A 25,049-nucleotide genomic window follows, 5' to 3' on the forward strand; every position below is an offset into this window, starting at 1 on the left:
GGTCAGATCTTGGCGACCTGGCCGAAGGAGAGCTCGACCGGGGTCTCCCGGCCGAAGATCGAGACGAGCACCTTGAGCTTCTGGGTGTCGGCGTTGATCTCGGAGATCGTCGCCGGCAGCGTCTCGAAGGGGCCGTCCATGACGGTGACCGACTCGCCGACCTCGAAGTCGACGACGGCGGCGTCGCCCGAGGAGGAACCGGAGGAGGACGCGGCGCCACCGGAGGCGGCCGCGGCGACGGGCGTCTCGAGGTCGGCCGGCTTGAGCATCGTGAAGACCTCGTCGAGGGTCAGCGGCACCGGCTGGTGCGCGTTGCCGACGAAGCCGGTGACGCCCGGGGTGTGCCGGACGGCGCCCCACGACTCGTCGGTGAGGTCCATCCGGACGAGGACGTACCCGGGCATCCGGACGCGGCGGACCAGCTTGCGCTGACCGCTCTTGATCTCGGTGACCTCCTCCATGGGGACCTGCACCTCGAAGATGTAGTCCTCCATGTTGAGGGACTGGGTGCGGTTCTCGAGGTTGGCCTTGACCCGGTTCTCGTAGCCCGCGTAGGAGTGCACGACGTACCAGTCGCCGAACTTCGAGGCGAGGTCGTCCTTGAACGCCTTGACCGGGTCGACCGCGTCGAGGACGTCGCCGTCCTCGTCGACCGGGAGGGCCGGCTCGTCGACCGCGTCGTCGTCGGACGCCTCGTCCGCGGAGTCGTCCGCGACCGTGGCGTCGTCCGCGACCTCGTCGGTCGCGGCGTCACCGTCGGCGTCGGCCTCGTGGGCGGCGTCGAAGGACTCGGCCGCGGCGGCGTCGACCTCCTGCACGGGGGTGTCGTCGACGGGAACCTGGGCGGTGTCGTCGGACCCCTGCTCGGGGGTGTCGGTCCACTGGTCGGACACGGGTGACCTCTTCCTTCGTCTGGCGGGTGCCGGGGGCGGGTGGCGCGGGTGGGCGCGCGTCAGGAGCCGAGGACCAGGCCGACGAGCTTGCTGAAGCCGAGGTCGAGACCGGACACGATCGCCATCATCACCGTGACGAACACGATGACGACGAGCGTGTAGTTCCAGAGCTCGTTCCGGGTGGGCCGGACGACCTTGCGGAGCTCGTCGAGGATCTGGCCGACGAACAGCCCGATGGCGCGGAAGAGTCGCGAGACGGGGTTGCCGCCGCGCTCACGGCCCTTGGCGGGGCGGGAGCCGGCCTCGGTCTGGCCCAGGTCGGTCACGACTTGCCTCTTCACGTCGAGCTGGTCGGGTTCGGATGCCTACGGCGCGGCACGACCGTGAAAGGGGGCCCGGACGAGACCGGGCCGCAGATCGTGGACGTACCACACGTGCGACGCAGGGCAGGAGGGACTCGAACCCCCAACCGCCGGTTTTGGAGACCGGTGCTCTACCAATTGAGCCACTGCCCTGTGGGACCACCGTTGGGTGGTGGACCCTGGGTGGTGCGACCTTCTGCCGGGCACGCCGACATGGTGGTCACACCGAACGGACAGCATACGTGAGCCCCGGCCCCGGCGCGAACCCGCCCCGGGGCCGAGGGCCCCCGTCACCGTCCGGAGCAGACGTCAGCGCAGCGGCACGGCGCCGAAGAGCACGCGGTGGTCGGACGGCGAGTCCTTCACCTGCTCGGTGCCACCGCCGGTCCGCGTGGCCGCCTTGGACGCGAAGATGTAGTCGATCTTCTTGGAGTAGAACGTGTTCTTGCCGGACCGCGCGGTCGAGCCGGTTCCCGCGGACTGGGCCAGCTCGCGGAACTCGCCGCCGGAGGCGCTGCCGACCCCGTACATGGCGTTCATCGTGGCCGACCCCGGCGTGGTGTTGAAGTCCCCGCCGACGAGGACGACCTTGGTCGACATCCAGGGCCCAGTCGTGGCCTTGATCGCCTTGGTGAGGTCGTGCCGGAACGCGTCGTTCGCCGCGCCACCGGCGACCAGGTGGGTCGAGCAGGCGCGGAAGGCGTGACCCCCGTGGTTGATGTCGAGGCACGCGAGGCCGTAGGTGTGGTTGTCCACGGGGGTCCCGTTGAGCGGGACCGAGACCGTGCCCGAGACCTCCGCGCTCTTGCCGGTCCAGACCACCGCCTCGCCGATGCCCTGGTCGCCGGAGCACTTGGTCGAGGTCCGACGCTGCCGGTAGTGGGTGTACCCGATGTCCTGCAGCTTCGGGATCAGGCTGGAGCACACCTCCTGCAGCAGCAGGACCTCTGGGCCGCCTCCGTCCGAGAGCTCGCGCACCCGGTTGATCGCGGTGCCCTTCTTCTCGAGGTTGTGCGAGAAGACACGGACGGACGACGACGCGGCCTCGGCGGACGGTGCGGTCGCGGTCGTGCCGACCAGGCCGGCGGCAGCGACCCCCACCGTGGCGAGCGCGGCGAGGATCGGACGGGTGCGGAGCTGCATGGGCTTCCCCCAGAGGTTCGTGGGGGACGCCGATCGCCCCCCGGCGGTCCTCAACCTGCCATCTCGCTCGTCCGCTCGCGATGGGGAGCACTCCCCCGACGGGCCCGTTCGCAGCGCGGTCCGCCCCGACGTCACGCCGTCGTGCTCTGCCACGATGGAGCGGTGAGCACCTCAGCCTCCTCCCGCACCCCCCTCGCCGAGCGCTCCCCCGAGGAGCTGCGGGCGTTCGCCGACGAGCAGCGTGCCGCCTACGCCACCCTGCGCGAGCGCGGGCTCTCCCTCGACCTCACGCGGGGCAAGCCCAGCCCCGAGCAGCTCGACCTCGCCGAGCGGATGCTCACCCTCCCCGAGGGCCACCGCGACGGCCAGGGCACCGACGTGCGCAACTACGGCGGCCTCGAGGGGCTGCCCGAGCTGCGCGTGATGTTCGCCGAGCTGCTCGGTGTCGACGCCGACCAGGTCGTCGCCGGCGGCAACGCGAGCCTGACGATGATGCACGAGGTGCTCGTCGACCACCTGCTGCACGGCGGCGTTGGCTCGCCGCGGCCGTGGAAGGACGAGGAGAAGGTCACCTTCGTCTGCCCGGTGCCCGGCTACGACCGGCACTACACGATGCTCGAGCACTACGGCATCGAGATGGTCACCGTCCCGATGCTCGACGACGGCCCGGACGTCGCCGCGGTCGAGGCCCTCGTCAAGGACGACCCGAGCATCAAGGGCATGTGGATCGTCCCGACGTACGCGAACCCGGCCGGCTCGGTCGTCACGCAGGAGGTCGCGGCCCGGCTCGCGTCGATGCCCACCGCCGCCCCGGACTTCCGGCTCTTCTGGGACAACGCCTACGCGCTGCACCACCTGACGAGCGACGAGGCGAAGTCGGCCGACATCCTCTCGCTCGCCTCGGCGGCGGGGAACCCACACCGGCCGATCGTCTTCGCGTCGACGAGCAAGATCACCTTCGCCGGCGCCGGCGTCGCCTTCCTCGCCGGGTCGCGCGAGACGGTGGCCTGGTACCTGTCGCACCTGAAGTTCGCGTCCATCGGCCCGGACAAGGTCAACCACCTGCGCCACGTCCAGTTCTTCGGGTCGGCCGACGGCGTGCGGGAGCACATGGGCCGTCACCGCGAGATCCTCGCCCCCAAGTTCACGGCGGTCGGCGAGGCGCTCGCCGCGGAGCTCGAGGGTCTCGGCGTCGCCGAGTGGAGCACCCCGCGCGGCGGGTACTTCGTCAACCTCGACGTCCCGGACGGCTGCGCGTCGCGCGTCGTGCAGCTGGCCAAGGAGGCCGGCATCGCGCTGACACCGGCGGGGGCGTCCTTCCCGTACGGCAAGGACCCGCGCGACCGGAACATCCGTCTTGCACCGTCGTTCCCGTCGCTCGACGAGGTCCGGACGGCGATGGCCGGCGTGGCGACGTGCGTCGCGCTCGCGGCCTCCGAGCAGCTGCTCGCAGACGTAGGGTGAGGCGATGAGCGACCAGCCGGAGAACGTGACCGACGACCTCGGGAGCTACTCCCTCGACGACGAGGACCAGCTCCAGCCCGAGGACACCCTGGAGGACGGGGTGGACGACCCGCTGGACCGCGGCTACTCCCCGCCCGAGAAGCTGCACGGCTCCCTCGCGCACGGCGTGACCGCCGAGGAGCAGAGCCGCGACGAGACGATCGAGGAGCGCATCCACCAGGAGGTGCCGGACCCCTCGACCGCGTACGGCGCGCCCGACAACGAGTCCGGCCTGGACGTCGACCGCGTCGGCGGCGACGACCCCGACGCCATCGACGCCGAGGACGACTGGCTCGGCGACGGCGAGGTCGGCGACGAGCGTGCCGGGCGCCTCGTCGCCCCGGACGAGGGCCTCGGCGAGGACGACGAGAAGGACCTCGTCGGCGACGACGTGGGTGTCGACGGCGCGGCGGCCTCCGCGGAGGAGTCGGCGATGCACGTCGTCGACGAGGAGACCTCGGAGGAGTGAGCGAGGCACCGACCGGGAGCACCCCGGCGGTGCGTCGTGACGACGGCCGCGTCCCCTCGGGGGCGCGGCCTCTCGCGACCCTGCCGAAGGCGCACCTGCACCTGCACTTCACCGGCTCGATGCGGGTGGCGACCGTGCGCGAGATGGCGGCCGCCCACGGGATGCGCCTGCCCGCGACGCTCACGCGCGAGTACCCGCCGCGCTTCGACGCGGCCGACGAGCGTGGCTGGTTCCGGTTCCAGCGCCTCTACGACGTCGCTCGGGCGTGCGTCCGCGGCGAGGCCGACATGCGACGGATCGTCCGCGAGGCCGCGCTCGACGACGGCGCGGAGGGCTCGCGGTGGCTGGAGATCCAGGTCGACCCGACGTCGTACGCGCCCTTCGTCGGGGGCATCACGCCGGCGCTCGAGATCGTCCTCGACGAGGCGGCGGCGGTGTCGCGCGAGCCCGGGGCGGCGCAGGTCGGCGTCGTCGTGGCGGCCTCGCGGATGCGCCACCCGCTGGAGGCCCGGACGCTGGCCCGGCTCGCGGCGCGGTACGCGGGGAGCGGCCCGGGGGCGGTCGTGGGGTTCGGCCTGTCGAACGACGAGCGACGCGGCGACACGGCGGAGTTCGCGGCCGCCTTCCGCATCGCGCGGTCGGCGGGGCTGGCGTCGGTGCCGCACGCCGGTGAGCTGCTGGGCGCCGACGCGGTGGCGGCGACGCTGGACGCGGCGGCGCCGGACCGGATCGGGCACGGCGTGCGGTCCGTCGAGGACCCGCGGGTGCTGGAGCGGGTGGTCGCGGCGGGCGTGGCGCTGGAGGTGTGCCCGGGCTCGAACGTGGCGCTCGGCGTGTACGACGCGGCGCCGGAGGTGCCGCTGCGGCAGCTGCTGTCGGCGGGGGCGGTCGTGGCCCTCGGGGCGGACGACCCGCTGATCTTCGGGAGCCGGCTCGTGGAGCAGTACGAGACGGCACGGGCGGTGCACGGCCTGTCGGACGAGGAGCTGGCCGGGCTGGCGCGCTCCTCGCTCGCGGCGAGCCGGGCGCCCGACGACGTGCGGGCCGCGGCCGAGGCCGACGTCGACGCCTGGCTGGCGGGCTGAGCGTCCCACCCACGCCGCGCCGGCTCCGGGCTCGCGGGCCCGTGAGAGGTGCACCGGCCGCTGTTGTTCGCTTCACCCACCGAAGCAACCGGGATGAGCGGTCACCTGCGTCACATCTCGCAGCAACTGGGATGAGCGGTCTCGGTTGCGTCGCAGGCGGAAGCACCCGACCGCTCGTCCCGATTGCTCCACCCACGGACGCAGCCAACCGCTCGTCCCGGTTGCTCCACCCACGGACGCAGCCGACCGCTCGTCCCGGTTGCTCCACCCACGGACGCAACCGACCGCTCGTCCCGATTGCTCCACCCACGGACGCAACCGACCGCTCATCAGGGTTGCCTCACATCTCGGGGCGAACGACAGCGCGGGCCACGCCCCTCGTCTCCGGGCGGGGAGCGACGGGATCGTGACTCGTCCACAGGCGGACCGCGCGGGCGTCGTCGTCCACAGTCCGCTCGAGGGGTCTGGCGCCGGTCGCCGAGCGGGGTCGACGCTCCCGGCATGAGACTCCTCCCCCTCACCTACCCCACGTTCGCCCGCGAGCTGCTCGCGGCCCGGGCGGCGCTGACGGTGCCGAACGAGGTCGGCCTGGCGCTGCGGGCGCACCGACGGACGCTCGGCCTCGGGCAGCGCGCCTACGCCCGGCGCCGAGGCTGGTCGGCGAGCCACGTCGCACGGCTCGAGACCCGCGCCGGTGACCTGCGGCTCACCGACGTGGTCGCCGCCCTCGGACCGACCGGGTACTGCCTGGCGCTGTGCCACCGGGGCGCCGCCCCCGACCCGGAGCCAGACCCCGACACCCCGGCGCCGCCGGCCGCCCTCCCGGTGCCGGTGTCGCCCACCCACTGGCCGCGTACGGAGCTCCTCGCCCTCGTGCGTGACGGCAGCCGGCGCTTCCCCGCCCACCACGACACCACGCAGGTGACCTACCCGCCGAACTGGTGGTGGCAGACGGAGGCCACCCGCATCGGGACCCAGCGCCCGACCTGGTACGCCGACCCGTCGGGACTCGCAGCGCGTCGCAGGACCGCGAGCGCAGAGCCGTCCTCCGGGGTGGGGACACCCGCGACGCGTGACGACGACCAGCACCCGCTCAGCGCATGAGCCCGAACGAGCACCCCGAACGAGCACGACGACCCGTCCCTCGCACCACCGCACACCCGTGGGGACGCAGCGGGTGTGACCCGGCCGGGCGTCAGAGGGTCTGACCGAGGATGACCGGCTCGTTGACGAGGGTCACCCCGAAGACGTCGTGCACGCCGTCGCGCACCTCGCGGGCGAGGGCGACGACGTCGGCCGCACGCGCCTGCCCGCGGTTGGTCACCGCGAGCGTGTGCTTGGTCGACAGCGCCGCCGGCCCGGGCAGCGCGTGGCCCTTGCCGAACCCGGCGCGCTCGATGAGCCACGCGGCCGACGTCTTGACCCGACCGCCCGCCTCCGGGAAGCGCGGCGGCGTGACGTCGGCGCCGAGGCGCTCGGCGACGCGCGCCTCGAGGGACTGGAACTCCTCGGTGGTCAGCACCGGGTTGGTGAAGAACGAGCCGCACGACCAGGTGTCGTGGTCCTCGGCGTCGAGCACCATCCCGCGGCGCCGCCGCTGCGCGAGCACCGCCTCACGCGCGTCGGCGAGGGGCACCCGGGCGCCGACGTCGACCCCCAGCTGCGTCGCGAGGTCCGCGTAGCGCACCGGCCCCGAGAGGTCGGCGAGGACGAGCTGGAACATCACGTCGAGCACGACGTAGCGGTCGGTGCCCTTGAAGAGGGAGTGCCGGTAGGTGAACCGGCAGTCCAGCGACATCATCGTGCGGACGCGCTCCTCGAGCCGGTCCCACACCCGTACCCGGGCGATGGTCTGGGCGACCTCCTGCCCGTACGCGCCGACGTTCTGGACCGGCGTGGCCCCGGTCGACCCCGGGATGCCCGACAGCGCCTCGATGCCCGACCAGCCCTCGGCGACCGCGCGCTCGACGAACGGGTCCCACGGCTCACCGGCCGCGACGACGACGTTCGCGCCCCCGCACGAGTCGGCCGAGTCGACCTCGACCCCCTGCGTGGCGACGAGCACGACCGTGCCCGCGAACCCCTCGTCGGGGAGCACGAGGTTCGAGCCACCCCCGAGGACGAGCAGCGGCTCGTCGGCGTCGTCGACCTCGCGCACGGCGTCGACGAGCTCGTCGGTGGTCTCCGCGACGACCATCCGCGCCGCCGGGCCGCCGACGCGCATCGTCGTGTACCCCGCGAGGGGCTCGTCGTGCAGCTCGCGCATCAGTCGAGGCGGACCACGGCGACGCACCGGCCGAGGACCTTCTGGCCCTCGCTCGTGGCGGTCAGCTCGACCGTCGCCCGACGCGTCTCCGGGTCGAGCGCCTTGACGGTGCCCTCGACGACGAGCTCGGCGCCGGCGGCCGGGACGACGACCGGCTTGGTGAAGCGCGTGCCGTACTCGAGGACCCGGCCGGCGTCGCCGACCCACTCTGACACGACCGTGCCGGCGGCGCCCATCGTCCACATCCCGTGGGCGATGACGTCGGGCAGGCCGACCGACCGGGCGAAGTCCTCGTCCTGGTGGATCGGGTTCTGGTCGCCCGAGGCGTTGGCGTAGGCGACGAGCGTGTCGCGGGTGACGGGCACGGTGACCGGCCCGACGGTGTCGCCCACGGTGACGGACTCGAGCGTGCGGACGGCCATCAGTCCTCCCCTCCCCGGACGACGATGGTCGAGGTGCACGTCGCGAGCGCCTCGCCGCCGGTCGTCGCGAGCTCGGTGCGGGTCGTGACCATCGAGTGGCCACCGGCCTGCCGGACGGCGTCGACGGTCAGCGTGCCGACGACCTCGTCGCCGGCGGTGATCGGGCGGTGGTGGACGAACCGCTGCTCGCCGTGGACGACGCGGCTGTAGTCGATCCCCGCCTCCGGGTCGGCGACGTACGCCCGGTCCGAGGCCTGGGCGAAGCGCACGGCCATCGTCGGCGGCGCCACCACGTCGGCGTAGCCGGCGGCGCGGGCGGCCTCGGGGTCGGTGTGGACCGGGTCGCTCGAGCCCACGGCCGCGGCGAACGCGGCGATGAGCGCGGCGTCGACGGGGTAGGGCCCGCTCGGCGGGTAGGTGCGTCCGACGAAGTCGGGGTTCACGGCCATGCCGCCCACTCTAGGGGCCGGGGCCGACCGACCGGCGGGAGGACCCGGGCACGACGCGAGGCCGCCCGCACCCCGGGGGTGCGGGCGGCCTCGTCGGCTGCGGGCGCGTCGGTGACGCGCCGGCGTCAGCGGGTCTCGCGGTGCGCGGTGTGCTTCTTGCAGCGCGGGCAGAACTTCGCCAGCTCGAGCCGGTCGGGGTCGTTGCGCCGGTTCTTCTTGGTGATGTAGTTGCGCTCCTTGCACTCCGTGCACGCCAGCGTGATCTTGGGGCGGACGTCGGTGGCCTTGGCCATGGAAGCAACCTGCTCTCGGGAAACGAAGTGTGGATCTCGGGTGGCGCGTCGGCGCGGTCCTGGACTGCGCGCGGCACCAAGCACAACAGGGTACGCGCTCCGTGCGGTGACACGGAAATCGCGACCTCGGTAGCGGGAGCGGGGCTCGATCCCGCGACCTCACGATTATGAGTCGTGCGCTCTAACCAACTGAGCTACCCCGCCTTGGGGAACGACCGGGAGCCCTGCTCGGTGAGTCGGACTGCGGCCGGACCAGAGCCCCCTGTCGGAATCGAACCGACGACCTTTTCCTTACCATGGAAACGCTCTGCCGACTGAGCTAAGGGGGCGTGCGCGCCAGTGGAAAACCGCTCTGGAGCGCGACGGAGACACTACACGGTCACTCTCGGTCGAGCGAAATCCGGGCCTCCACGAGGGCGGGTCCGTACCAGGTGAGGAGCCGTCCGGAGACGAGCCGGGTGGGTACCCGCGCGAACGCCTCGGGCCCGTCGGCCGCGGTGAACTCGTAGGGCTCGTCGGGCAGCAGGACGAGGTCGGCCAGCGCCGGGTCGTCCAACGAGGCCACGTCGGCGCTCGGGTAGCGGCCCGTCCCCACCTCTCCCCCGACGACCTCGTACCCACAGCGTGCGAGCAGGTCGGCGGTGAACGTCGGCCGGCCGACGACCATCCACGGGTCGCGCCACACGGGGACGACGACCCGCGCCGTCGGTGCCGGCACCGGCCCCGACCACGCGTCGCGCGCCTCCCCCAGCCACCCGGGCTCGGTGACCTCCAGCGCCTCACCGAGCAGCCGCGCCATCGACGCGAGGGACTGCGGGACGGTCTCGATGTCGGTCACCCAGACCGCGAGCCCGCGCTCGCGCATCCGGCGCACGTCGAGCTCGCGGTTCTCCTCCTTGTTCGCGACGACGAGGTCGGGCTCCAGGGCCGCGACGGCGGCGAGGTCGGGGTTCTTCGTCCCGCGCACCCGGGCGACGTCGAGGTCGGGCGGGTGGGTGCACCAGTCGGTGGCCCCGACGAGCCGGTCGGGGCAGGTCGCCGCCAGCGCCTCGGTCAGCGAGGGCACGAGCGAGACGACGCGGCGCGCCGGGCCCGCGAGGGGCACCGGCGCGCCGAGGTCGTCACGCCGGGATGCGCGGGTGGCCGCCACGGTCAGCGCGGCGCCATCCGCAGGGCGCCGTCCATCCGGACCACCTCGCCGTTGAGGTAGTCGTGCTCGACGATCGCGAGCGCGAGCTGCGCGTACTCCTCCGGGCGTGCGAGGCGCTGCGGGAACGGGACGCCCGCGGCGAGGCCGGCGCGGAACTCGTCCGAGACGGTCGCGAGCATCGGGGTCTCGACGATGCCCGGGGCGATCGTCATGACCCGGATCCCGTGCTGCGCGAGGTCACGGGCCGCCGGCAGCGTGAGGCCGACGATGCCGCCCTTGCTCGAGCTGTACGCGGCCTGGCCGACCTGGCCGTCGTACGCGGCGATGCTTGCCGTGTTGACGACGACGCCGCGCTGGCCGTCGGCGTCGGGCTCCGTGGCCGCCATCGCCTCGGCGGCGACGGTGAGGACGACGAAGGTGCCGAGGAGGTTGACCTCGACGACCTTGCGGTAGAGCTCGATCGAGTGCGTGCCCTTGCGGCCGAGGATGCGTGCCGACGGGCCGATGCCGGCGCAGTTGACGACGACCCGCAGCGGGCGGGCGTCGTCACCGGCCGCGACCGCGACGGCGGCGCGGACGTCGGCCTCGGAGGTGACGTCGGTGGGGACGTACTCGACGCCGTCGACGGCGGCTGCGGTCTCGCAGGCGTCGGGGAGGTCGAGGGCGACCACGCGGGCGCCGCGGCCGGCGAGGGCGGCGGCGGTGGCCGCGCCGAGGCCGGAGGCGCCGCCGGTGACCAGGGCGGTGGTGTCAGCGATCTGCATGGCGCCATCCTGCCCTGCCCCGGGCGCCGGGCCGGGATCGGGCGACCGACGGTCGGCGGCCGGTCGTACGGTGGGCGCATGGAGCTGCGCATCGGAGGACACGTCGACCAGGCCGACCCGGTGGCGGAGGCCGTCGCCCGGGGCGCCACCCTCAGCCAGCTCTTCCTCGGCGACCCGCAGAGCTACAAGGGCCCGGTCGTCGAGTACGCCGGGGGCGCCGAGGCGCTGCGGGCGGCCGCCGAGGCCGCGGGTGTCGACCTCTACGTCCACGCGCCCTACCCGATCAACGTCGCCTCGACGAACAACCGCATCCGGATCCCCGGCCGCAAGCTGCTCCAGCAGCACCTGCACGCCGCCGCCGAGATCGGGGCGAAGGGCGTCGTCGTGCACGGCGGGCACCTCGGCAAGGACGAGGACGCCGCGACGGGCTTCGACAACTGGCGCAAGTGCGTCGACGGCCTCGAGATGCCCGTGCCGCTCCTCATCGAGAACACCGCCGGCGGCGACAACGCGATGGCCCGTCGGCTCGAGGCGGTCGAGCGCCTCTGGGAGGCCATCGGCCGGGCCGGGGGCGGCGACACCGTCGGCTTCTGCCTCGACACCTGCCACGCGCACGCCGGCGGCAACGACCTTGCCGACGTCGTCGCCGAGGTGCGGGCCATCACGGGGCGCATCGACCTGGTGCACTGCAACGACAGCCGCGACGAGTTCGACTCCGGCGCCGACCGCCACACCAACCTCGGGTCGGGGCACATCGACGCCGCCGACATCGCGCACGTCGTCCGCGAGGCCGGCGCCCCGGTCGTCGTCGAGACCCCCGGCGGGGTCGAGGGCCAGCGCGCCGACATCGCGTGGCTGCGTGACCGGTTGGCCTGACGCGATCGGACAGGCCGGCCGCCCGCGTCGACGGCCATCCGCGGTCTCCGTAGCGTCCTGACGGGTCCACGCCACCGGCCGAGGAGACCTGACGACGATGTCGACCCACCGCGCGACCAGCCCCACGACCCGCCTCTCCCGCCGCACCGTCGGCGGAGCGGCCCTCGCCCTCGGCGCCCTCGGCGCGACGGGCCCCACCGCCTCCGCGGTCTCCTCCCGACCCGGGCCGGCGACGGGCCGCGGCCGGTGGGCCGAGCGCGCGGAGGACGCCTACGCGGCCCTGCAGCGGCACTTCGCCGTGCGCGACGGCAGCCGCCTCTACCTCGAGCACTGGCCTGCGGCGCCGGAGGACCCGACCTACTCGTACGAGTGGCCGTTCTCGCAGGCCCACGGGGCGACCCTCGACCTCACCGGCCTGCCCGGCGCCACCGGGCGGCGCTACCTCGACGACCTCGCCGAGCGCCGGACCGGGCAGCGCCGCTACTACAGCGCGGCCGGGTCGACCGGCCTGCCCGGCTACGCGTCCGCCCCGACCGCGCCGTGGGGCAGCGGTGGCGACTTCTTCTACGACGACAACGAGTGGGTCGGCCTCATCGACGTCCAGCGCCACCTCATGCATCGTGACCCCGCGGCCGTGCGCGACGCCCGGATGATCTTCGAGCTCGTCGTCTCCGGCTGGGACGACGACCCCTCGCACCCGGCCCCGGGCGGTGTGTTCTGGACGCAGGCGGACTGGAGCCAGGACCGGAACACGGTCTCGAACATGCCCGGCGCCCAGCTCGGGCTGCGGCTGTTCCAGCTGACCCGCGAGCGCCGCTGCCTCGACTGGGCCCGCCGGATGTACGCGTGGACCAACCAGCACCTGCAGATCCGCGAGCGGGCGCAGGCCGGGCTCTACCACGACCACCTCGACCTCGCGGGGACCGTCGAGAAGACCGTGTGGAGCTACAACCAGGGCGTCCCGGTCGGCGTCAACACGCTGCTGCACCGGGTGACCGGCGAGCGGCGGTACCTGCGCGAGGCGTGCCGCGTCGCCGACGCCGCACGCCGCTTCTACGCCCAGCCCGACCCGGAGCAGCCCGGCCTGACGCGGCTCGACACCCAGCCGGTGTTCTTCAACTCGATCTACTTCAAGAACCTCCTGCTGCTGGCGTCGGTGACCGGCGACCGGCGGGCCGCCGACGACATGGCGGCCTACGCGGACCGGCTGTGGCGCACCCGCCGCGACCGGGAGACCGGCGTCTTCCGCTTCGGCGGCGACTCGACGCAGATGATCGAGCAGGCCGCGGTCGTGCAGCTGTTCGCCGTCCTCGCCTGGTCGCGCAAGGACTGGTCGCTCCTGTACTGAGGTCGCGGGCCGCCCGGGGCTCCCGGGCGGCCCGCGTCGGCTCAGCCGGCGAGGTGCCCCCAGGCGCCGGACAGCTCGCGCCACGGCCCGGTCGCGGCCACCCGCCCGTCGACGAGCACGACGACGCGGTCGGCCTCGGCCAGCGCGGCGCGCTTCGAGGTGGCGCCGACGACCGTCGTGCGGCGGGCGCGCAGGGCCTGCCACAGCTCGACCTCCGTCGCGGCGTCGAGCGCGCTCGAGACGTCGTCGGCGAGCAGCAGCTCGGTCTCGGCGGCAAGGGCCCGGGCGAGGGCCAGCCGCTGCACCTGCCCTCCCGAGAGCCGCACCCCGCGGTGGCCGACGAGCGCGTCGTGCCCGCCGGCCTCGCGGACGTCGTCACCGAGCCGCGCGTCGGCGATGGCGCCCTCGAGCGAGCGGCCGTGCCCGAGGGCGACGTTGTCGGCGAACGAGCCGGACAGGACCCGGGGCACCTGCGCCACGTGGGCGACCTGGCCCGGCCGGAGGAACACCTGGGCGTCGTCGACCTCGACGCCGTTCCACGTGATCGAGCCGGTGTGCTCGAGCAGGCCCGAGAGCGCGGACAGCAGGCTCGACTTGCCGGAGCCGACCTGCCCGAGGAGCAGGACGAGCTCGCCGGCGTGCACGGTGAGGTCGACGCCCTCGACCCCGCGGGTCCCGTCGTCGTGGACGGCCCCGACGCCGCGCAGGCGCAGCTCGCGCAGCGGCACCCGGCCGGGGACCGGGGCAGGGGGCGCGGTGCCGGCGACGAGGTCGACCCCCGCCGGCAGCCGCACGAGGTCGACGCCGCCGGCGAGCCGGCTCGTCGCCTGCTGCCACGAGCGCGTGCCCGGGGCCTCGGTGACGACGGCGCCGGCGACCCGGCCGAACCAGTCGAAGCCGTTGACGGCGCCGGCGACGAGGATCGCGGTGGCGAGGGACCATCCGCCGAGGACGTAGGTGCCCCAGGCCGCGACGACGCCGGCCTGCACCATGACGATCGGCACGCCGTCGAGCACGGCCTGGACGCGGTGCTCGAAGACGGCCGCGCGCACCCGCCCGGCGTCGACCCGCCGCAGGTGGCGGTGGGCGGACGGGGTGGCCGCGGCGAGCTTGACCGTGCGGGCCGACTCGAGCACCGACACGACGGCCCGGCCGAAGCGCGCGCGGGCCCGCGAGGACTCGGTGGCCGAGCGGCCGGCGATCGGCCGGCCGACCGCCGAGGCGAGCGCCGCCCCGACGAGGACGCAGAGCAGCACCCCGCCGGCGAGCAGGCTGCCGCCGAGCAGCGCGGTGACCACGACGATGCCGAGGCCGTTGAGGAAGTCGACCCACCGGTCGGCGTACAGGGCGTAGCGGTCGGCGTCCATCGACCGGGCGACGACCTCGCCGGCCGGGGTGCGCTCGAGCCGGTGCTGGCGGGTCTGGCCGAGCAGCACCGACATCCGGACCCGGAGCATGACCTCGATCCACCAGCGGGGGTAGCGACGCATGGCCGCGACGAGGAGGAACGGCGCGACGAGCACCGACGCCGCGGTCAGCCCGGTGAGCACGACGGTCGTCGGGTCCCACGCGGCGTCGGTCTGCAGGCGCTCGACGAGGCGGCCCCAGACGAACCCGGTGCCGGCCCCGAAGGCGCCGCCGAGCGCGGAGACGAGGAACAGGACGGCCGGCCACACGCCCCAGCGGGGGCGGACGAGCAGCGCCGAGAGGATGCCCCGGGTCAGCGAGGGCCCGTGCCCGGGGTCCGGCAGCTCCGGGGGCGGCCCGGCCCGACGCGCCCCGGCGACGGCGGTGGTGGTGGGCTCGGACGCAGGGTCGGCCGGGGCCGGCTGCTCCGGGCGGCCGGGCTCGAGGTCGTCGCCGCTCGCGGCGAGGAGGGCGCGGAAGGGACCGTCGGTGCGCGCGAGCTCGGCACGCGCCCCCTGCTGGACGACGCGACCGTGGTCGAGGACGGCGACGCGCTCGGCCCGCCGGGTCGTCGAGAGCCGGTGCGCGACGAGGATGCCGGTGCGGCCGGTCAGCAGGCGGTCGGCCGCGCGCACGACGAGGGCCTCGGTCAGCAGGTCCATCCGGGCCGTGGCTTCGTCGAGGACGACGACGGACACGTCGCGCACAAGCAGGCGGGCGAAGGCGACGAGCTGCTCCTCGCCGGCCGACAGCGAGGTGCCGCCCGGGCCGAGGAGGGTGTCGAGGCCGTCGGGCAGGCCCGCGACCCAGCGCTCGAGCCCGAGCTGCGCGACCGCGCCCTCGATGCGCGACCGGGGCAGGTCGGCGAAGAGGGTGATGTTCTCGGCGAGGGTCCCGGCGAGCACCTCGGTGCGCTGCGTGACGACGCCGACCGCGGCGCGCAGCTGCTGCAGGTCGAGGTCGAGGACGTCGACACCGCCGAGGAACACCGTGCCCGGCTCGGGCTCGACCGCGCGGGAGACGAGGGAGGCGAGGGTCGACTTGCCCGACCCGGTGCGCCCGACGAGGGCGCAGGTGCGGCCGCCGGGCACCGTGAGGTCGACGTCGCGCAGCGCGAAGTCGCCCTGGGCGTAGCCGAAGTGCAGGTCGCGGAACTCGAGCTCGAGGGGGCCGGCGGGGACGGGGAGACCGCCGGTGGGCTCGGGCGCGGCGCCGAGGAGCTGCCGCAGGCGCGTCACGGCGCCGAGCCCGGCCTGGAGCTCGGGCAGGTGGCGGGCCATCTGGTCGACCTGGCCGACGAAGGTGCTCGTGACGAGGAAGAGCGTGACGAGGCGGGCGACCGACAGGCCTCCCCCGGCGACGAGGGCCACCCCGGCGACGGCCGTGCCGGCGAGCATCCCGTAGAGCAGGACGCCGGTGCGGCGGGTGACCCGCGCCTGGAGGTCGACGACCTGCGCGAACCGCTGGTGGACGACCGACGACAGGGTGGCGAGGCGGGCGACGACGTGGGCCTGGCCGAGGCTGGTCCGCAGGTCGTCGCGGGCGGTCACGCCCTCCTCGAGGGCCGCGGCGTGGTCGGTCCAGGCGACCTCCTCGGCGACCTTGCGCTCGGCGATCGTCGGTAGCAGCCGGCGGACGAGGAGCACGGCGGCGGTCGCGGTGACGGGGAACAGGACCCACGCGGGCCACCACGTGAGGCCGGCGACGACCCACATCGGCACGGCGGCGAAGACGGTCTTCAGCGCGTCCCACACCTGGCGGCGCAGCATCGTGCCGACGTCGTGGGTGTCGGCGTCGACGCGGTCGAGGATCTCGCCGACCGCCTGCTCGCCGAGGGCGGGAAGCGGCTGGGCGAGCGCGGCGGCGACGAGGTCGTCGCGCAGCCGGCCCTCGGCGTGGTCGACGACGCCGGCCCACACGGTGCGGCCCGCGGTGTCGAGGACCGCGGCGCCGACGACGCACAGGGCGAGCAGCCCGACGAGGCGGGTCGACGGGTCGGCGGCGAGGAGGCCGGCCACGACCGTGCCGAGCGTCCGGCCGAGTGCGCCGGTGGCCGACGCGACGAGGGCGAGGCCGGTCGGCCAGCCGCGCAGCCGCCCGAGCCGCAGGGTGCGTTCGGCGGGCACGACGGCATCACCCGCCGGCGCGAGCGTCGGCGTGACGGGTGCTGCGGTCGTCGTCCCCACGTGAGAAAACTACGGCGTGCCACCGACGCCCGGCACCCGGGTTTCCGGGCGCGGGGTCAGACGTTGCGGCGGTACTGCCCGCCCACCTCGAAGAACGCCTCGGTGACCTGCTGGAGGGAGCACACGCGTGCGGCGTCGACGAGCACGGCGAACACGTTCTCGCCGTTCGTCGCGGCGGCCTTGAGCCGCGCGAGGGCGACCTCGGCCTCCTCGCGGTGGTCGGCCCGGAAGGACTCGACACGGGCGAGCTGCCCCTCCTTCTCCTCCTCGGTGGCGCGCGCGAGCACGACCTCCTTGGGCGAGACGTCGGCCTCGGGCCGCACGAAGGTGTTGACGCCGACGATCGGCAGCGAGCCGTCGTGCTTGCGGTGCTCGTAGAGCATCGACTCGTCCTGGATGCGCCCGCGCTGGTAGCCGGTCTCCATCGCGCCGAGCACGCCGCCGCGCTCGGAGATGCGGTCGAACTCGGCGAGCACGGCCGCCTCGACGAGGTCGGTCAGCTCGTCGACGACGAACGAGCCCTGGAGCGGGTTCTCGTTCATCGCCAGCCCCCACTCGCGGTTGATGACGAGCTGGATCGCCAGGGCCCGGCGCACCGACTCCTCCGACGGGGTCGTGACGGCCTCGTCGTAGGCGTTGGTGTGCAGGCTGTTCGCGTTGTCGTAGATCGCGGTGAGCGCCTGCAGCGTCGTGCGGATGTCGTTGAAGTCCATCTCCTGGGCGTGGAGGGACCGGCCGCTCGTCTGCACGTGGTACTTGAGCTTCTGGCTGCGCTCGTTGGCGCCGTACTTCTCGCGCATCGCCACCGCCCAGATGCGTCGGGCGACGCGGCCGATGACCGTGTACTCCGGGTCCATCCCGTTGCTGAAGAAGAACGAGAGGTTCGGCGCGAAGTCGTCGATGGCCATGCCGCGCGCGAGGTAGGACTCGACGTACGTGAAGCCGTTGGCGAGGGTGAACGCGAGCTGGCTGATGGGGTTCGCCCCGGCCTCGGCGATGTGGTAGCCGCTGATCGAGACCGAGTAGAAGTTGCGGACCTGGTTCTCGATGAACCACTCCTGGATGTCGGCCATCATCCGCAGCGAGAACTCGGTGGAGAACAGGCAGGTGTTCTGGCCCTGGTCCTCCTTGAGGATGTCGGCCTGCACGGTGCCGCGGACGGTCGCGAGAGCCCGGGCGCGGACGGCGTCCCGCTCGTCGTCGCTCGGCTGACGACCGTTCTCCTGCACCCACTTCTCGACCTCACGGTCCATCGCGGTGTTGAGGAAGAACGCGAGGATGGTCGGCGCCGGCCCGTTGATCGTCATCGAGACGCTCGTCGTCGGCGAGGTGAGGTCGAAGCCGTCGTAGAGCGCCTTCATGTCGTCCAGGGTCGCGACGGAGACGCCGGAGGTGCCGACCTTGCCGTAGATGTCGGGGCGGCGGTCGGGGTCGCGGCCGTAGAGGGTGACGGAGTCGAACGCCGTCGACAGGCGCGTCGCCGGCTGCCCCTCGGAAAGCAGCTTGAAGCGGCGGTTGGTGCGGAACGGGTCGCCCTCGCCGGCGAACATCCGGGCCGGGTCCTCGTTGTCGCGCTTGAACGGGAACACGCCTGCGGTGAAGGGGAACCGGCCGGGGAGGTTCTCGCGGCGGAGGAAGGTGAGCAGGTCGCCGTCGTCGGCGTGCCGCGGCAGGCTGACGCGACGGACGACGTTGCCGGACAACGTCTCCCGCGTCAGCTTGGTGTGGATCTCCTTGTCGCGCACCGTGACGACCTGCTCGTCGCCCGAGTACGCCTCGACGACGGAGGGCCACTGCTCGAGGGCCTTGCGGGCCTCGGCGGGCAGGGCGTCGCGCGCGTCGGCGAGCAGCGCGTCGAGGTCGGCGGTGTCCTTGCCGGCCGCCGCGAGCGCCTCGCGGGCGTCCCCGAGGCGCTGCACCCGACGGGCGGCGTCGGCCCAGCGCTCGGTCTCTGCGTGGAAGCCGCGGACGGTCTCGGCGATCTCGGCGAGGTAGCGCACCCGCTGCGGCGGCACGACCTGGCGCAGCATCGTCGAGTGCCGGACGTCGACCGGGGCGAGGGCGCCGTCGTCGACGGGCAGGCCCTTCGCGGCGAGCTGCGCGCGAAGCTCCTGGTAGAGCGCGGTGACGCCGTCGTCGTTGAAGGTCGCGGCGCTGGTGCCGAAGACGGGCATGTCCTCCGGCTTCTTCCCGAAGGCCTCGCGGTTGCGGACCATCTGGCGGCCGACGTCGCGCAGGGCGTCGAGGGCGCCGCGTCGCTCGAACTTGTTGACGGCGACGACGTCGGCGAGGTCGAGCATGTCGATCTTCTCGAGCTGGCTCGCGGCCCCGAACTCCGGCGTCATCACGTAGAGGTTGACGTCGGCGTACGAGGTGATGGCGGCGTCCCCCTGGCCGATGCCGGGGGTCTCGACGACGACGAGGTCGTAGCCGGCGGCCTTGAGGACCGTGAGGACGTCCTCGAGGGCCTCGGGGACCTCGCGGTTCCCGCGCGTCGCGAGGGAGCGGAAGTAGACCCGGTCGCCGTCGAGGCTGTTCATCCGGATGCGGTCGCCGAGCAGCGCCCCGCCGCCGCGACGTCGCGTCGGGTCGACGGCGACGCAGGCGATGCGCAGCTTGTCCTGCTGGTCGGTGCGCAGCCGGCGGACGAGCTCGTCGGTGAGGCTCGACTTGCCCGAGCCGCCGGTGCCGGTGATGCCGAGGACCGGCACGGTGCGGGCCGCGGCGGCGCGCTGCAGCTCGCCGCGGAAGGCGTCGTCGAGGTGGCCGGTCTCGGCGCCGCTGATGGCGCGCGCGACGGCCACGCGCTCGCCCGCGAGGACGGCCTCGACGCTCGTCGGCGCGAGCTCCCAGAGGTCGGTGTCGCAGGCGGCGACGACCTGGTTGACCATCCCCGGCAGGCCGAGCCGCTGGCCGTCCTCGGGGCTGAAGATCGTCACCCCGGCGGCGCGCAGCCGCTCGATCTCGCGCGGGACGATGACGCCGCCCCCACCGCCGACGACCTGCACGTGGCCGGCGCCGGCCTCGCGGAGCAGCTCGACGAGGTACTCGAAGTACTCGACGTGCCCGCCCTGGTAGGAGCTCACGGCGATGCCCTGCGCGTCCTCGTCGAGCGCGGCGTCGACGACCTCGCGGACCGAGCGGTTGTGCCCGAGGTGGACGACCTCGGCGCCCTGGCTCTGCATGATCCGCCGCATGATGTTGATCGACGCGTCGTGCCCGTCGAACAGGCTCGAGGCGGTGACGATGCGGACGGGGTGGGTCGGGACGTGGAGTCCCTCGCTCGGCTGCGCTGCCATGGGGTGGTCCTTCCGGGGTCGCCGGGTGGCGTTCTCCCGAGATAGTAGGACGTCCAACTACCTACCCGGAAGTCACGACCTCGGCGGGAACGGTGCCGACCTGGTCGCGCCCGGCCCGCTTCGCGACGTACAGCGCCCGGTCCGCGGCCGCGTAGAGGTGACGCAGGTCCACCGCGTGCGTCGGGGCGTGGGCCACGCCGACGCTGATCGTCAGCGCGATCGCCTCGTCGTGCGCCCGCTGGAACGGGCTCGCGCGGACGGCCTCGACGAGCTCGGACGCACGACGACGCGCTGCCTCGTGCGTGCTCCCGGGGAGGAGGAGGGCGATCTCGTCACCGCCGAGCCGGCTGATGACGGCCCCCGGTCCACCGTGCCGGCGGACGGTGTCGGCCAGGTGGACGAGGACGGCGTCCCCCGTCGGGTGCCCCCAGGTGTCGTTGATGGTCTTGAACTCGTCGACGTCGAGCAGAACGAGCGCCGTCCCGCCGTCACCGTCGGCGACGGAGAGGGCGGACCGGGCGGCGTCGTCGAGCACCCGACGCGTGACCAGTCCCGTGAGCGGATCGACGGCCGCCAGCTCCCGCAACCGGTCCGTGAGCCGGGCGTTGCGCTCACCGGCCCGGACCAGGAGCCACGTGCTCAGCACGAGCGCAACGCTGACGTACAGGAGGTCGACGGCGGCGTCACCGGACGGCGTGACCGACACCACGAGGACCCCGTCGGCGACCACGGCACAGGTGGTCACGAGCCAGGCCGACGCCCCCGGCAGCTGCGAGGCGGCGAACAGGACCGGCGCGCAGAGAAAGACCTGCCCCGACGCCGACGCGTCGCGCGACGCGAGACCGGAGAGCACGATGGTGAGGATCCCCAGGAGCGGGACGGGGAGCCACAGCCAGGACTGCAGCCTCTCGCCGGCGACGACGAGGAGGACCCCGACGACCATCATCGCGAGCGACGCGCCGATGACGGCGGCCTTCATCCCGGTGGACATGCCCTGGGGGACGAGGCTCGTCATCATCACGCTGAGCCCTCCGGCGACGAGACAGAGCACCGCGCCGAAGCGGGCGGCCGTCTCGCGGTCCCGGGGCCTCGGGAGGGACGGCGGTCGCATGCGGCAAGGCTAGGGAGAGCCCCCCGGCCCCGTGGCCGGCTTCGACCGACATCGGCCGTAGGGACCACCGGGTCGGACCGATCGGCCGCCGGGTCACGACCCCGCGGGACGGGACGCCAACCAGTCGACGGCCTCGGCGTAGCCGGCGACCCCGTGCCCGACGACGTGGTGGTCGCAGACGTCGGCGAGGTAGGAGAAGTGGCGGAACTCTTCGCGCGCGCGGATGTCGCTGATGTGCACCTCGACGCGCGGCACCCGGCACGCCGCGAGCGCGTCGCGCAGGGCCACCGACGTGTGCGTGTACCCGGCCGCGTTGACGACCATCCCGGCGATGCCGGAGCGCCCCTCCTGCACCCAGTCGACGAGCGTGCCCTCGTGGTTGGACTGCCGGAAGTCGACGGTCAGGCCGTGCCGTGCGGCCGCCTCGCGGCAGAGGCGCTCGACGTCGGCGAGGGTCTCGTGGCCGTAGACCGCCGGCTCCCGCTCGCCGAGCAGGTTGAGGTTCGGTCCGTTGAGCACGAGCACGGTGCGGGCGTCCATGCGCCGCAGCATGCCATCCACGACGGCTCACCCGTCGAGTGAACAGAACACGCCGCCGGCACCCTGCTGCGGACGGCGCGTCCTGTTCACTCGACGGGTGGGGGCTCAGCGTCGGAGCGTGTCGGTCATCACCGCGTCGCACGAGGCCGGCGCGGATCCGGGCTGCGGCCGGACCCCGTCGAAGGCCGTGACCGCGCGGGATCGGCCCAGGTTCCACGACAGCCAGTCGTCCGGACCCGGGCCGGAATCCCCCCAGAGGCTCGACACCGGGGCGTAGGCGGCGATGCACTCGACCACGTCGCGGGGCAGGCGGTCGGCGATGGCCGGTGCCGCGTCGGCGGAGAGGCTCGACAGGTAGAGCAGGTCGAGGGTGCGGCCGGCCTCGTAGCGGTCGATGTTGCGGTCGGCCACCCACGCGTCGGGGTTCATCGCGGCGAAGCCGAGGGTGAAGACCGCCCCCGCCACGAGGACCGCCCGGGGCACCCAGCGCCACGACAGCCGCACCACGCCGACGAGGAGCAGCACGACGACCGTGCCGAGCCACAGCTCGAACCCGTCGACGAAGACGCGCAGCACCGTGTAGCCGAACGCGTCCTGGTACAGGGACATCCGCGAGAGCGCCGAGGCGACGACCGCCAGCGTCGCGAGACCGAGCCCGCCGAGCAGCACCCGCAGGACGAGCCGGTCGCGCGCCGACTCCCGCGCGGCGACCCGCAGGGTCGTCGTGATGACGATGACGGTCAGCGCCGTCGCCACGGTGAGCTGGCCGAACCCCTGGTGGACGTACTCGGCGTGCGTGAGGCCGGTCGTGCGACGCAGGTAGGCGTCCCCGCCGAAGAGCGCCGCGGCCTGGGCGACGAGGAAGCCGACGAAGAGCGCGAGCACGAGGCCGACCGGGACCGCCCACTCCCACACCGGGCGCGCGCGCCGCCGCTCGGGCAGCACGACCGCGTCGACCTGTGGCGGGTTGAGCGCGAGGTAGGCACCGGTCAGGGCCACGCCGGACAGGAGGACGAAGGTGAACCCGCGGACGACGATCGAGTCCCACCCGAGGTCGGGCACGAGCGCCGCTGCCCACGAGCCGAACACGGCGTCACCGGTGGCGAACAGGCCGCCGAAGACCACGAGGACGAGCGCGGAGACCGCGACGGTCCGCACCACCGGCCAGAGCATCCCGACCCGGCTCGTCGCCGTCAGGGTCCGCCCGAGCAGGGGCAGGCCGCGCAGCGCCGAGAGCGGCCACGCCGCCCAGCTCGCGACGATGGCCAGGAACCCGTGGGCCCGGGTCAGGGCGGCGGCCGCCACGGCGACCCCGGCGAGCACCGAGAGGACGACCACGCCCCCGGCGTCGCGCAGCGTGGGGACGAGCGCGAGCAGGGCGGCGGCGACCCCGCCGGCGACCGTCCACGGGTCGCGCCGGTGCCGCGCGACGACCCACATGAGCCCCCCCGTCGCGAGCATGACGAGGCTCGTCACCAGCCCGATGTTCCGGTCGACCCACGTCAGCGCACCGAGCAGCCCGATGCCGAGCGCCGCGGCCACGACCCCGACGCGGGGACGGCCGTCGGGCTCGGGCCACAGTCGCGCGACGGCGCCGTCGACGGGCCCGGCTCCCCCGCCGTAGGGGACGGCTGGGGCCGAGGGGGTCGCGGTCATGACGGGCTCCGGTGTGGTCGGTGGGACGGGGTCGCTGGACGGGGTGGAAGCGGCGAGCTCCTCGCGGACGTGCGAGGGGCGCCGGTCGCTGGGGGCGGTCGGCAGGGTGACCCGCAGGGTCGCGCCGGTCGCGCCCGCGGGCGTCGGGACGACCTCGACGCGGCCGCCGTGCAGCTCGCAGACCCAGCGGACGATGGCGAGCCCGAGACCGGTCCCGCCGGCGGCGTCGGCGCCGGTACCGAACCGCTCGAAGACGCGCTCGGCGTCCGCCGCGGGGATGCCGGGGCCGTCGTCGCGGACCTCGAGCACCCAGCGGCCGGCCTCGCCCGCGCGTGCGTCGAGCCGGACGTCGCCGTGGGCGGGGCTGTGCCGCACCGCGTTGTCGACGAGGTTGGCCACGAGCTGCGCGAGGCGTGCGGCGTCACCGGTCACCGTGAGGTCGGGTGGCGACACCCGGTGGCGCACCCGGACCGGCCGGGCGGCGACCCGCGCCTCGTCGACCGCCCGGGTGAGCAGCGACTCGACCGGCACCGGCGCGAGGGCGAGCGGAGCCACCCCGGCGTCGACACGAGAGAGGTCGAGCAGGTCCTCGACGAGCGCCGAGAGCCGTTCGGCCTGCGCGAGAGCGGATTCCAGCGTGGCGCGGTCCGGGGTCGACACGCCGTCGACGAGGTTCTCCAGCAGGGCCCGCTGGGCGGTCAGCGGCGTGCGCAGCTCGTGGGAGACGGTGGCCACGAGCCGCCGCCGCTCGAGGTCGGCGCCCGCGAGGTCTGCGGCCATCGCGTTGAACGCGCGCGCCAGCTCGCCCACCTCGTCGGACGAGCTCGTCGCGACGCGCTGGCCGTAGTCGCCCGCGGCCATCCGCCGGGCCGCCCCGGTCATCTCGCGCAGCGGCGAGGTCATCCCCCGCGCCAGCCACTGCGTCACCGCGACGGCCGCGCCGGCGGTCACCGGCAGGCTCGTCCACCAGGGCACCCCAGCGCCGTCGCCGATGGCGGCGACGAGCACGCCGGCGAGGACGCTCGCCCCGACGAGGACGCCGAGCTTGAGCTTGATCGAGGCGACCCCGTCGAGCGGGCGGTCGGTGTTCACCGCACGACCTCGAGGGCGTAGCCGACCCCGTGCACGGTGCGCACCCGGTCGGCGCCGATCTTCGCGCGCAGCGCCTTGACGTGGCTGTCGAGCGTGCGGGTGCCCGAGGCGTCACCCCAGCCCCAGACCTCGCGCATCAGCTCCTCCCGCGGGCGCACGACGCCCGGGGCGGCCGCGAGGGCGCAGAGGAGGTCGAACTCCAGCGGCGTGAGGTGGACCTCGACTCCGTCGACCGCGACCCGCCGGGTGGCGGGGTCGACGACGAGGCCCGCGAGGTCCACCCGGCCGGTCGAGCGGGCCAGCTGCTCGGCCCGCTCCACGCGGCGCAGCAGCGCCCGCAGCCGGGCGACGACCTCGCGCATCGAGAACGGCTTGGTCACGTAGTCGTCCGCACCGACGCCGAGACCGACGAGCAGGTCGGTCTCGTCGTCGCGCGCGGTGAGCATGAGCACGGGCACCGGCCGCAGGGCCTGGATGCGCCGGCACACCTCGAGGCCGTCGAAGCCGGGGAGCATCACGTCGAGGAGCACCGCGTCCGGGTCGTGCTCCTCGAACGCGGCGACGGCGGCCGGGCCGTCGCCGGCCGTGACGACGCCGAACCCCTCGGCGCGCAGCCGGTCGGCCACCGCCTGCCGGATGGTCGGCTCGTCCTCGACGACGAGGACGACCTGCGCCCCGCTGCTCCCCTCGCTCATGCCGACGAGACTAGGGACACCGGCGTGGGGGGCGCCCGCG

The 25,049-nt window shown here is 74.2% G+C and carries 21 protein-coding genes and 3 tRNA genes; 6 read left to right on the forward strand and 18 right to left on the reverse strand.

Annotated elements, in window-relative coordinates; genetic code table 11:
- Positions 1 to 2: 2 nt before the first annotated feature.
- From nusG to LG324_RS17715, 4 genes are all read right to left on the reverse strand, one after another.
- Positions 3 to 893, reverse strand: a complete 891-nt coding sequence (nusG, locus tag LG324_RS17700) for a transcription termination/antitermination protein NusG (RefSeq protein WP_030526800.1) — start codon at positions 891 to 893, stop codon at positions 3 to 5.
- A 59-nt stretch (positions 894 to 952) separates the two neighbouring features.
- Complete coding sequence (gene secE / locus LG324_RS17705; RefSeq protein WP_030526799.1) at positions 953 to 1,219, reverse strand: preprotein translocase subunit SecE; 267 nt, start codon at positions 1,217 to 1,219, stop codon at positions 953 to 955.
- Between the two features lie 116 nt (positions 1,220 to 1,335).
- A tRNA-Trp gene (locus tag LG324_RS17710) sits at positions 1,336 to 1,408 on the reverse strand.
- Between the two features lie 156 nt (positions 1,409 to 1,564).
- Positions 1,565 to 2,398, reverse strand: a complete 834-nt coding sequence (locus tag LG324_RS17715) for an endonuclease/exonuclease/phosphatase family protein (protein WP_404350073.1) — start codon at positions 2,396 to 2,398, stop codon at positions 1,565 to 1,567.
- Between the two features lie 162 nt (positions 2,399 to 2,560).
- On the opposite strand from LG324_RS17715, the gene LG324_RS17720 reads away from it, so the two are divergent.
- From LG324_RS17720 to LG324_RS17735, 4 genes are all read left to right on the forward strand, one after another.
- Entirely contained in the window at positions 2,561 to 3,862 is a 1,302-nt protein-coding gene (locus LG324_RS17720; protein ID WP_404350075.1) for an aminotransferase class I/II-fold pyridoxal phosphate-dependent enzyme, read from the forward strand.
- Positions 3,863 to 3,866: 4 nt separating this feature from the next.
- The gene (locus LG324_RS17725) at positions 3,867 to 4,370 is read left to right on the forward strand and encodes a DUF5709 domain-containing protein (RefSeq protein ID WP_030526795.1); all 504 of its coding nucleotides are present in this window, start codon (positions 3,867 to 3,869) and stop codon (positions 4,368 to 4,370) included.
- A gap of 119 nt (positions 4,371 to 4,489) precedes the next feature.
- Entirely contained in the window at positions 4,490 to 5,455 is a 966-nt protein-coding gene (locus tag LG324_RS17730; RefSeq protein WP_404353160.1) for an adenosine deaminase, read from the forward strand.
- Positions 5,456 to 5,956: 501 nt separating this feature from the next.
- A complete protein-coding gene (locus tag LG324_RS17735; protein WP_404350077.1) occupies positions 5,957 to 6,559 on the forward strand; it encodes a helix-turn-helix domain-containing protein in 603 nt (200 codons plus the stop codon).
- A 91-nt stretch (positions 6,560 to 6,650) separates the two neighbouring features.
- On the opposite strand, the gene LG324_RS17740 is transcribed toward LG324_RS17735, so the two are convergent.
- The 8 genes from LG324_RS17740 to LG324_RS17775 all read right to left on the reverse strand — a co-directional run bounded on the left by LG324_RS17740 (position 6,651) and on the right by LG324_RS17775 (position 10,799).
- Positions 6,651 to 7,721, reverse strand: coding sequence for a UDP-N-acetylmuramate dehydrogenase (locus LG324_RS17740; protein ID WP_404350079.1), 1,071 nt, complete (start codon positions 7,719 to 7,721; stop codon positions 6,651 to 6,653).
- Positions 7,721 to 8,143, reverse strand: coding sequence for a MaoC family dehydratase (locus LG324_RS17745; protein WP_404350081.1), 423 nt, complete (start codon positions 8,141 to 8,143; stop codon positions 7,721 to 7,723). Before LG324_RS17745 ends, LG324_RS17740 begins: the two co-directional genes overlap by 1 nt.
- Entirely contained in the window at positions 8,143 to 8,592 is a 450-nt protein-coding gene (locus LG324_RS17750; protein WP_030526790.1) for a MaoC family dehydratase N-terminal domain-containing protein, read from the reverse strand. The genes LG324_RS17745 and LG324_RS17750 overlap by 1 nt, the downstream gene beginning before the upstream one ends.
- 125 nt (positions 8,593 to 8,717) lie before the next feature.
- Positions 8,718 to 8,885, reverse strand: coding sequence for a 50S ribosomal protein L33 (rpmG, locus tag LG324_RS17755; RefSeq protein WP_030526789.1), 168 nt, complete (start codon positions 8,883 to 8,885; stop codon positions 8,718 to 8,720).
- 130 nt (positions 8,886 to 9,015) lie between these two features.
- Positions 9,016 to 9,089, reverse strand: a tRNA-Met gene (locus LG324_RS17760).
- Positions 9,090 to 9,141: 52 nt separating this feature from the next.
- A tRNA-Thr gene (locus LG324_RS17765) sits at positions 9,142 to 9,214 on the reverse strand.
- Between the two features lie 50 nt (positions 9,215 to 9,264).
- Entirely contained in the window at positions 9,265 to 10,035 is a 771-nt protein-coding gene (locus LG324_RS17770; protein WP_404350084.1) for a helical backbone metal receptor, read from the reverse strand.
- A gap of 2 nt (positions 10,036 to 10,037) precedes the next feature.
- A complete protein-coding gene (locus tag LG324_RS17775; protein WP_404350086.1) occupies positions 10,038 to 10,799 on the reverse strand; it encodes an SDR family NAD(P)-dependent oxidoreductase in 762 nt (253 codons plus the stop codon).
- A gap of 78 nt (positions 10,800 to 10,877) precedes the next feature.
- Between LG324_RS17775 and LG324_RS17780 the strand changes: the two genes are divergently transcribed.
- Positions 10,878 to 11,675 (forward strand): deoxyribonuclease IV, encoded by a 798-nt coding sequence (locus tag LG324_RS17780; RefSeq protein WP_404350088.1) that lies wholly within the window; start codon positions 10,878 to 10,880, stop codon positions 11,673 to 11,675.
- 97 nt (positions 11,676 to 11,772) lie between these two features.
- Positions 11,773 to 13,023 (forward strand): glycoside hydrolase family 76 protein, encoded by a 1,251-nt coding sequence (locus LG324_RS17785; RefSeq protein ID WP_404350090.1) that lies wholly within the window; start codon positions 11,773 to 11,775, stop codon positions 13,021 to 13,023.
- Positions 13,024 to 13,064: 41 nt separating this feature from the next.
- Here LG324_RS17785 and LG324_RS17790 read toward each other — a convergent pair whose 3' ends face one another.
- From LG324_RS17790 to LG324_RS17815, 6 genes are all read right to left on the reverse strand, one after another.
- Entirely contained in the window at positions 13,065 to 16,616 is a 3,552-nt protein-coding gene (locus LG324_RS17790; RefSeq protein WP_404350092.1) for an ATP-binding cassette domain-containing protein, read from the reverse strand.
- A gap of 56 nt (positions 16,617 to 16,672) precedes the next feature.
- The gene (gene icmF, locus LG324_RS17795; protein WP_404350095.1) at positions 16,673 to 19,915 is read right to left on the reverse strand and encodes a fused isobutyryl-CoA mutase/GTPase IcmF; all 3,243 of its coding nucleotides are present in this window, start codon (positions 19,913 to 19,915) and stop codon (positions 16,673 to 16,675) included.
- 61 nt (positions 19,916 to 19,976) lie between these two features.
- A complete protein-coding gene (locus tag LG324_RS17800; protein ID WP_404350098.1) occupies positions 19,977 to 21,026 on the reverse strand; it encodes a diguanylate cyclase in 1,050 nt (349 codons plus the stop codon).
- 93 nt (positions 21,027 to 21,119) lie between these two features.
- Positions 21,120 to 21,566: a type II 3-dehydroquinate dehydratase gene (aroQ, locus tag LG324_RS17805; RefSeq protein WP_404350100.1), complete on the reverse strand. Its 447-nt coding sequence runs from the start codon at positions 21,564 to 21,566 to the stop codon at positions 21,120 to 21,122.
- Between the two features lie 105 nt (positions 21,567 to 21,671).
- A complete protein-coding gene (locus tag LG324_RS17810) occupies positions 21,672 to 24,314 on the reverse strand; it encodes a DUF4153 domain-containing protein (RefSeq protein WP_404350102.1) in 2,643 nt (880 codons plus the stop codon).
- Entirely contained in the window at positions 24,311 to 25,009 is a 699-nt protein-coding gene (locus tag LG324_RS17815; protein WP_404350104.1) for a response regulator transcription factor, read from the reverse strand. Before LG324_RS17815 ends, LG324_RS17810 begins: the two co-directional genes overlap by 4 nt.
- Positions 25,010 to 25,049: the final 40 nt, after the last annotated feature.

Origin of the sequence: Phycicoccus jejuensis (genome assembly GCF_044797865.1) — a bacterium.
Classification (GTDB): domain Bacteria; phylum Actinomycetota; class Actinomycetes; order Actinomycetales; family Dermatophilaceae; genus Phycicoccus; species Phycicoccus jejuensis.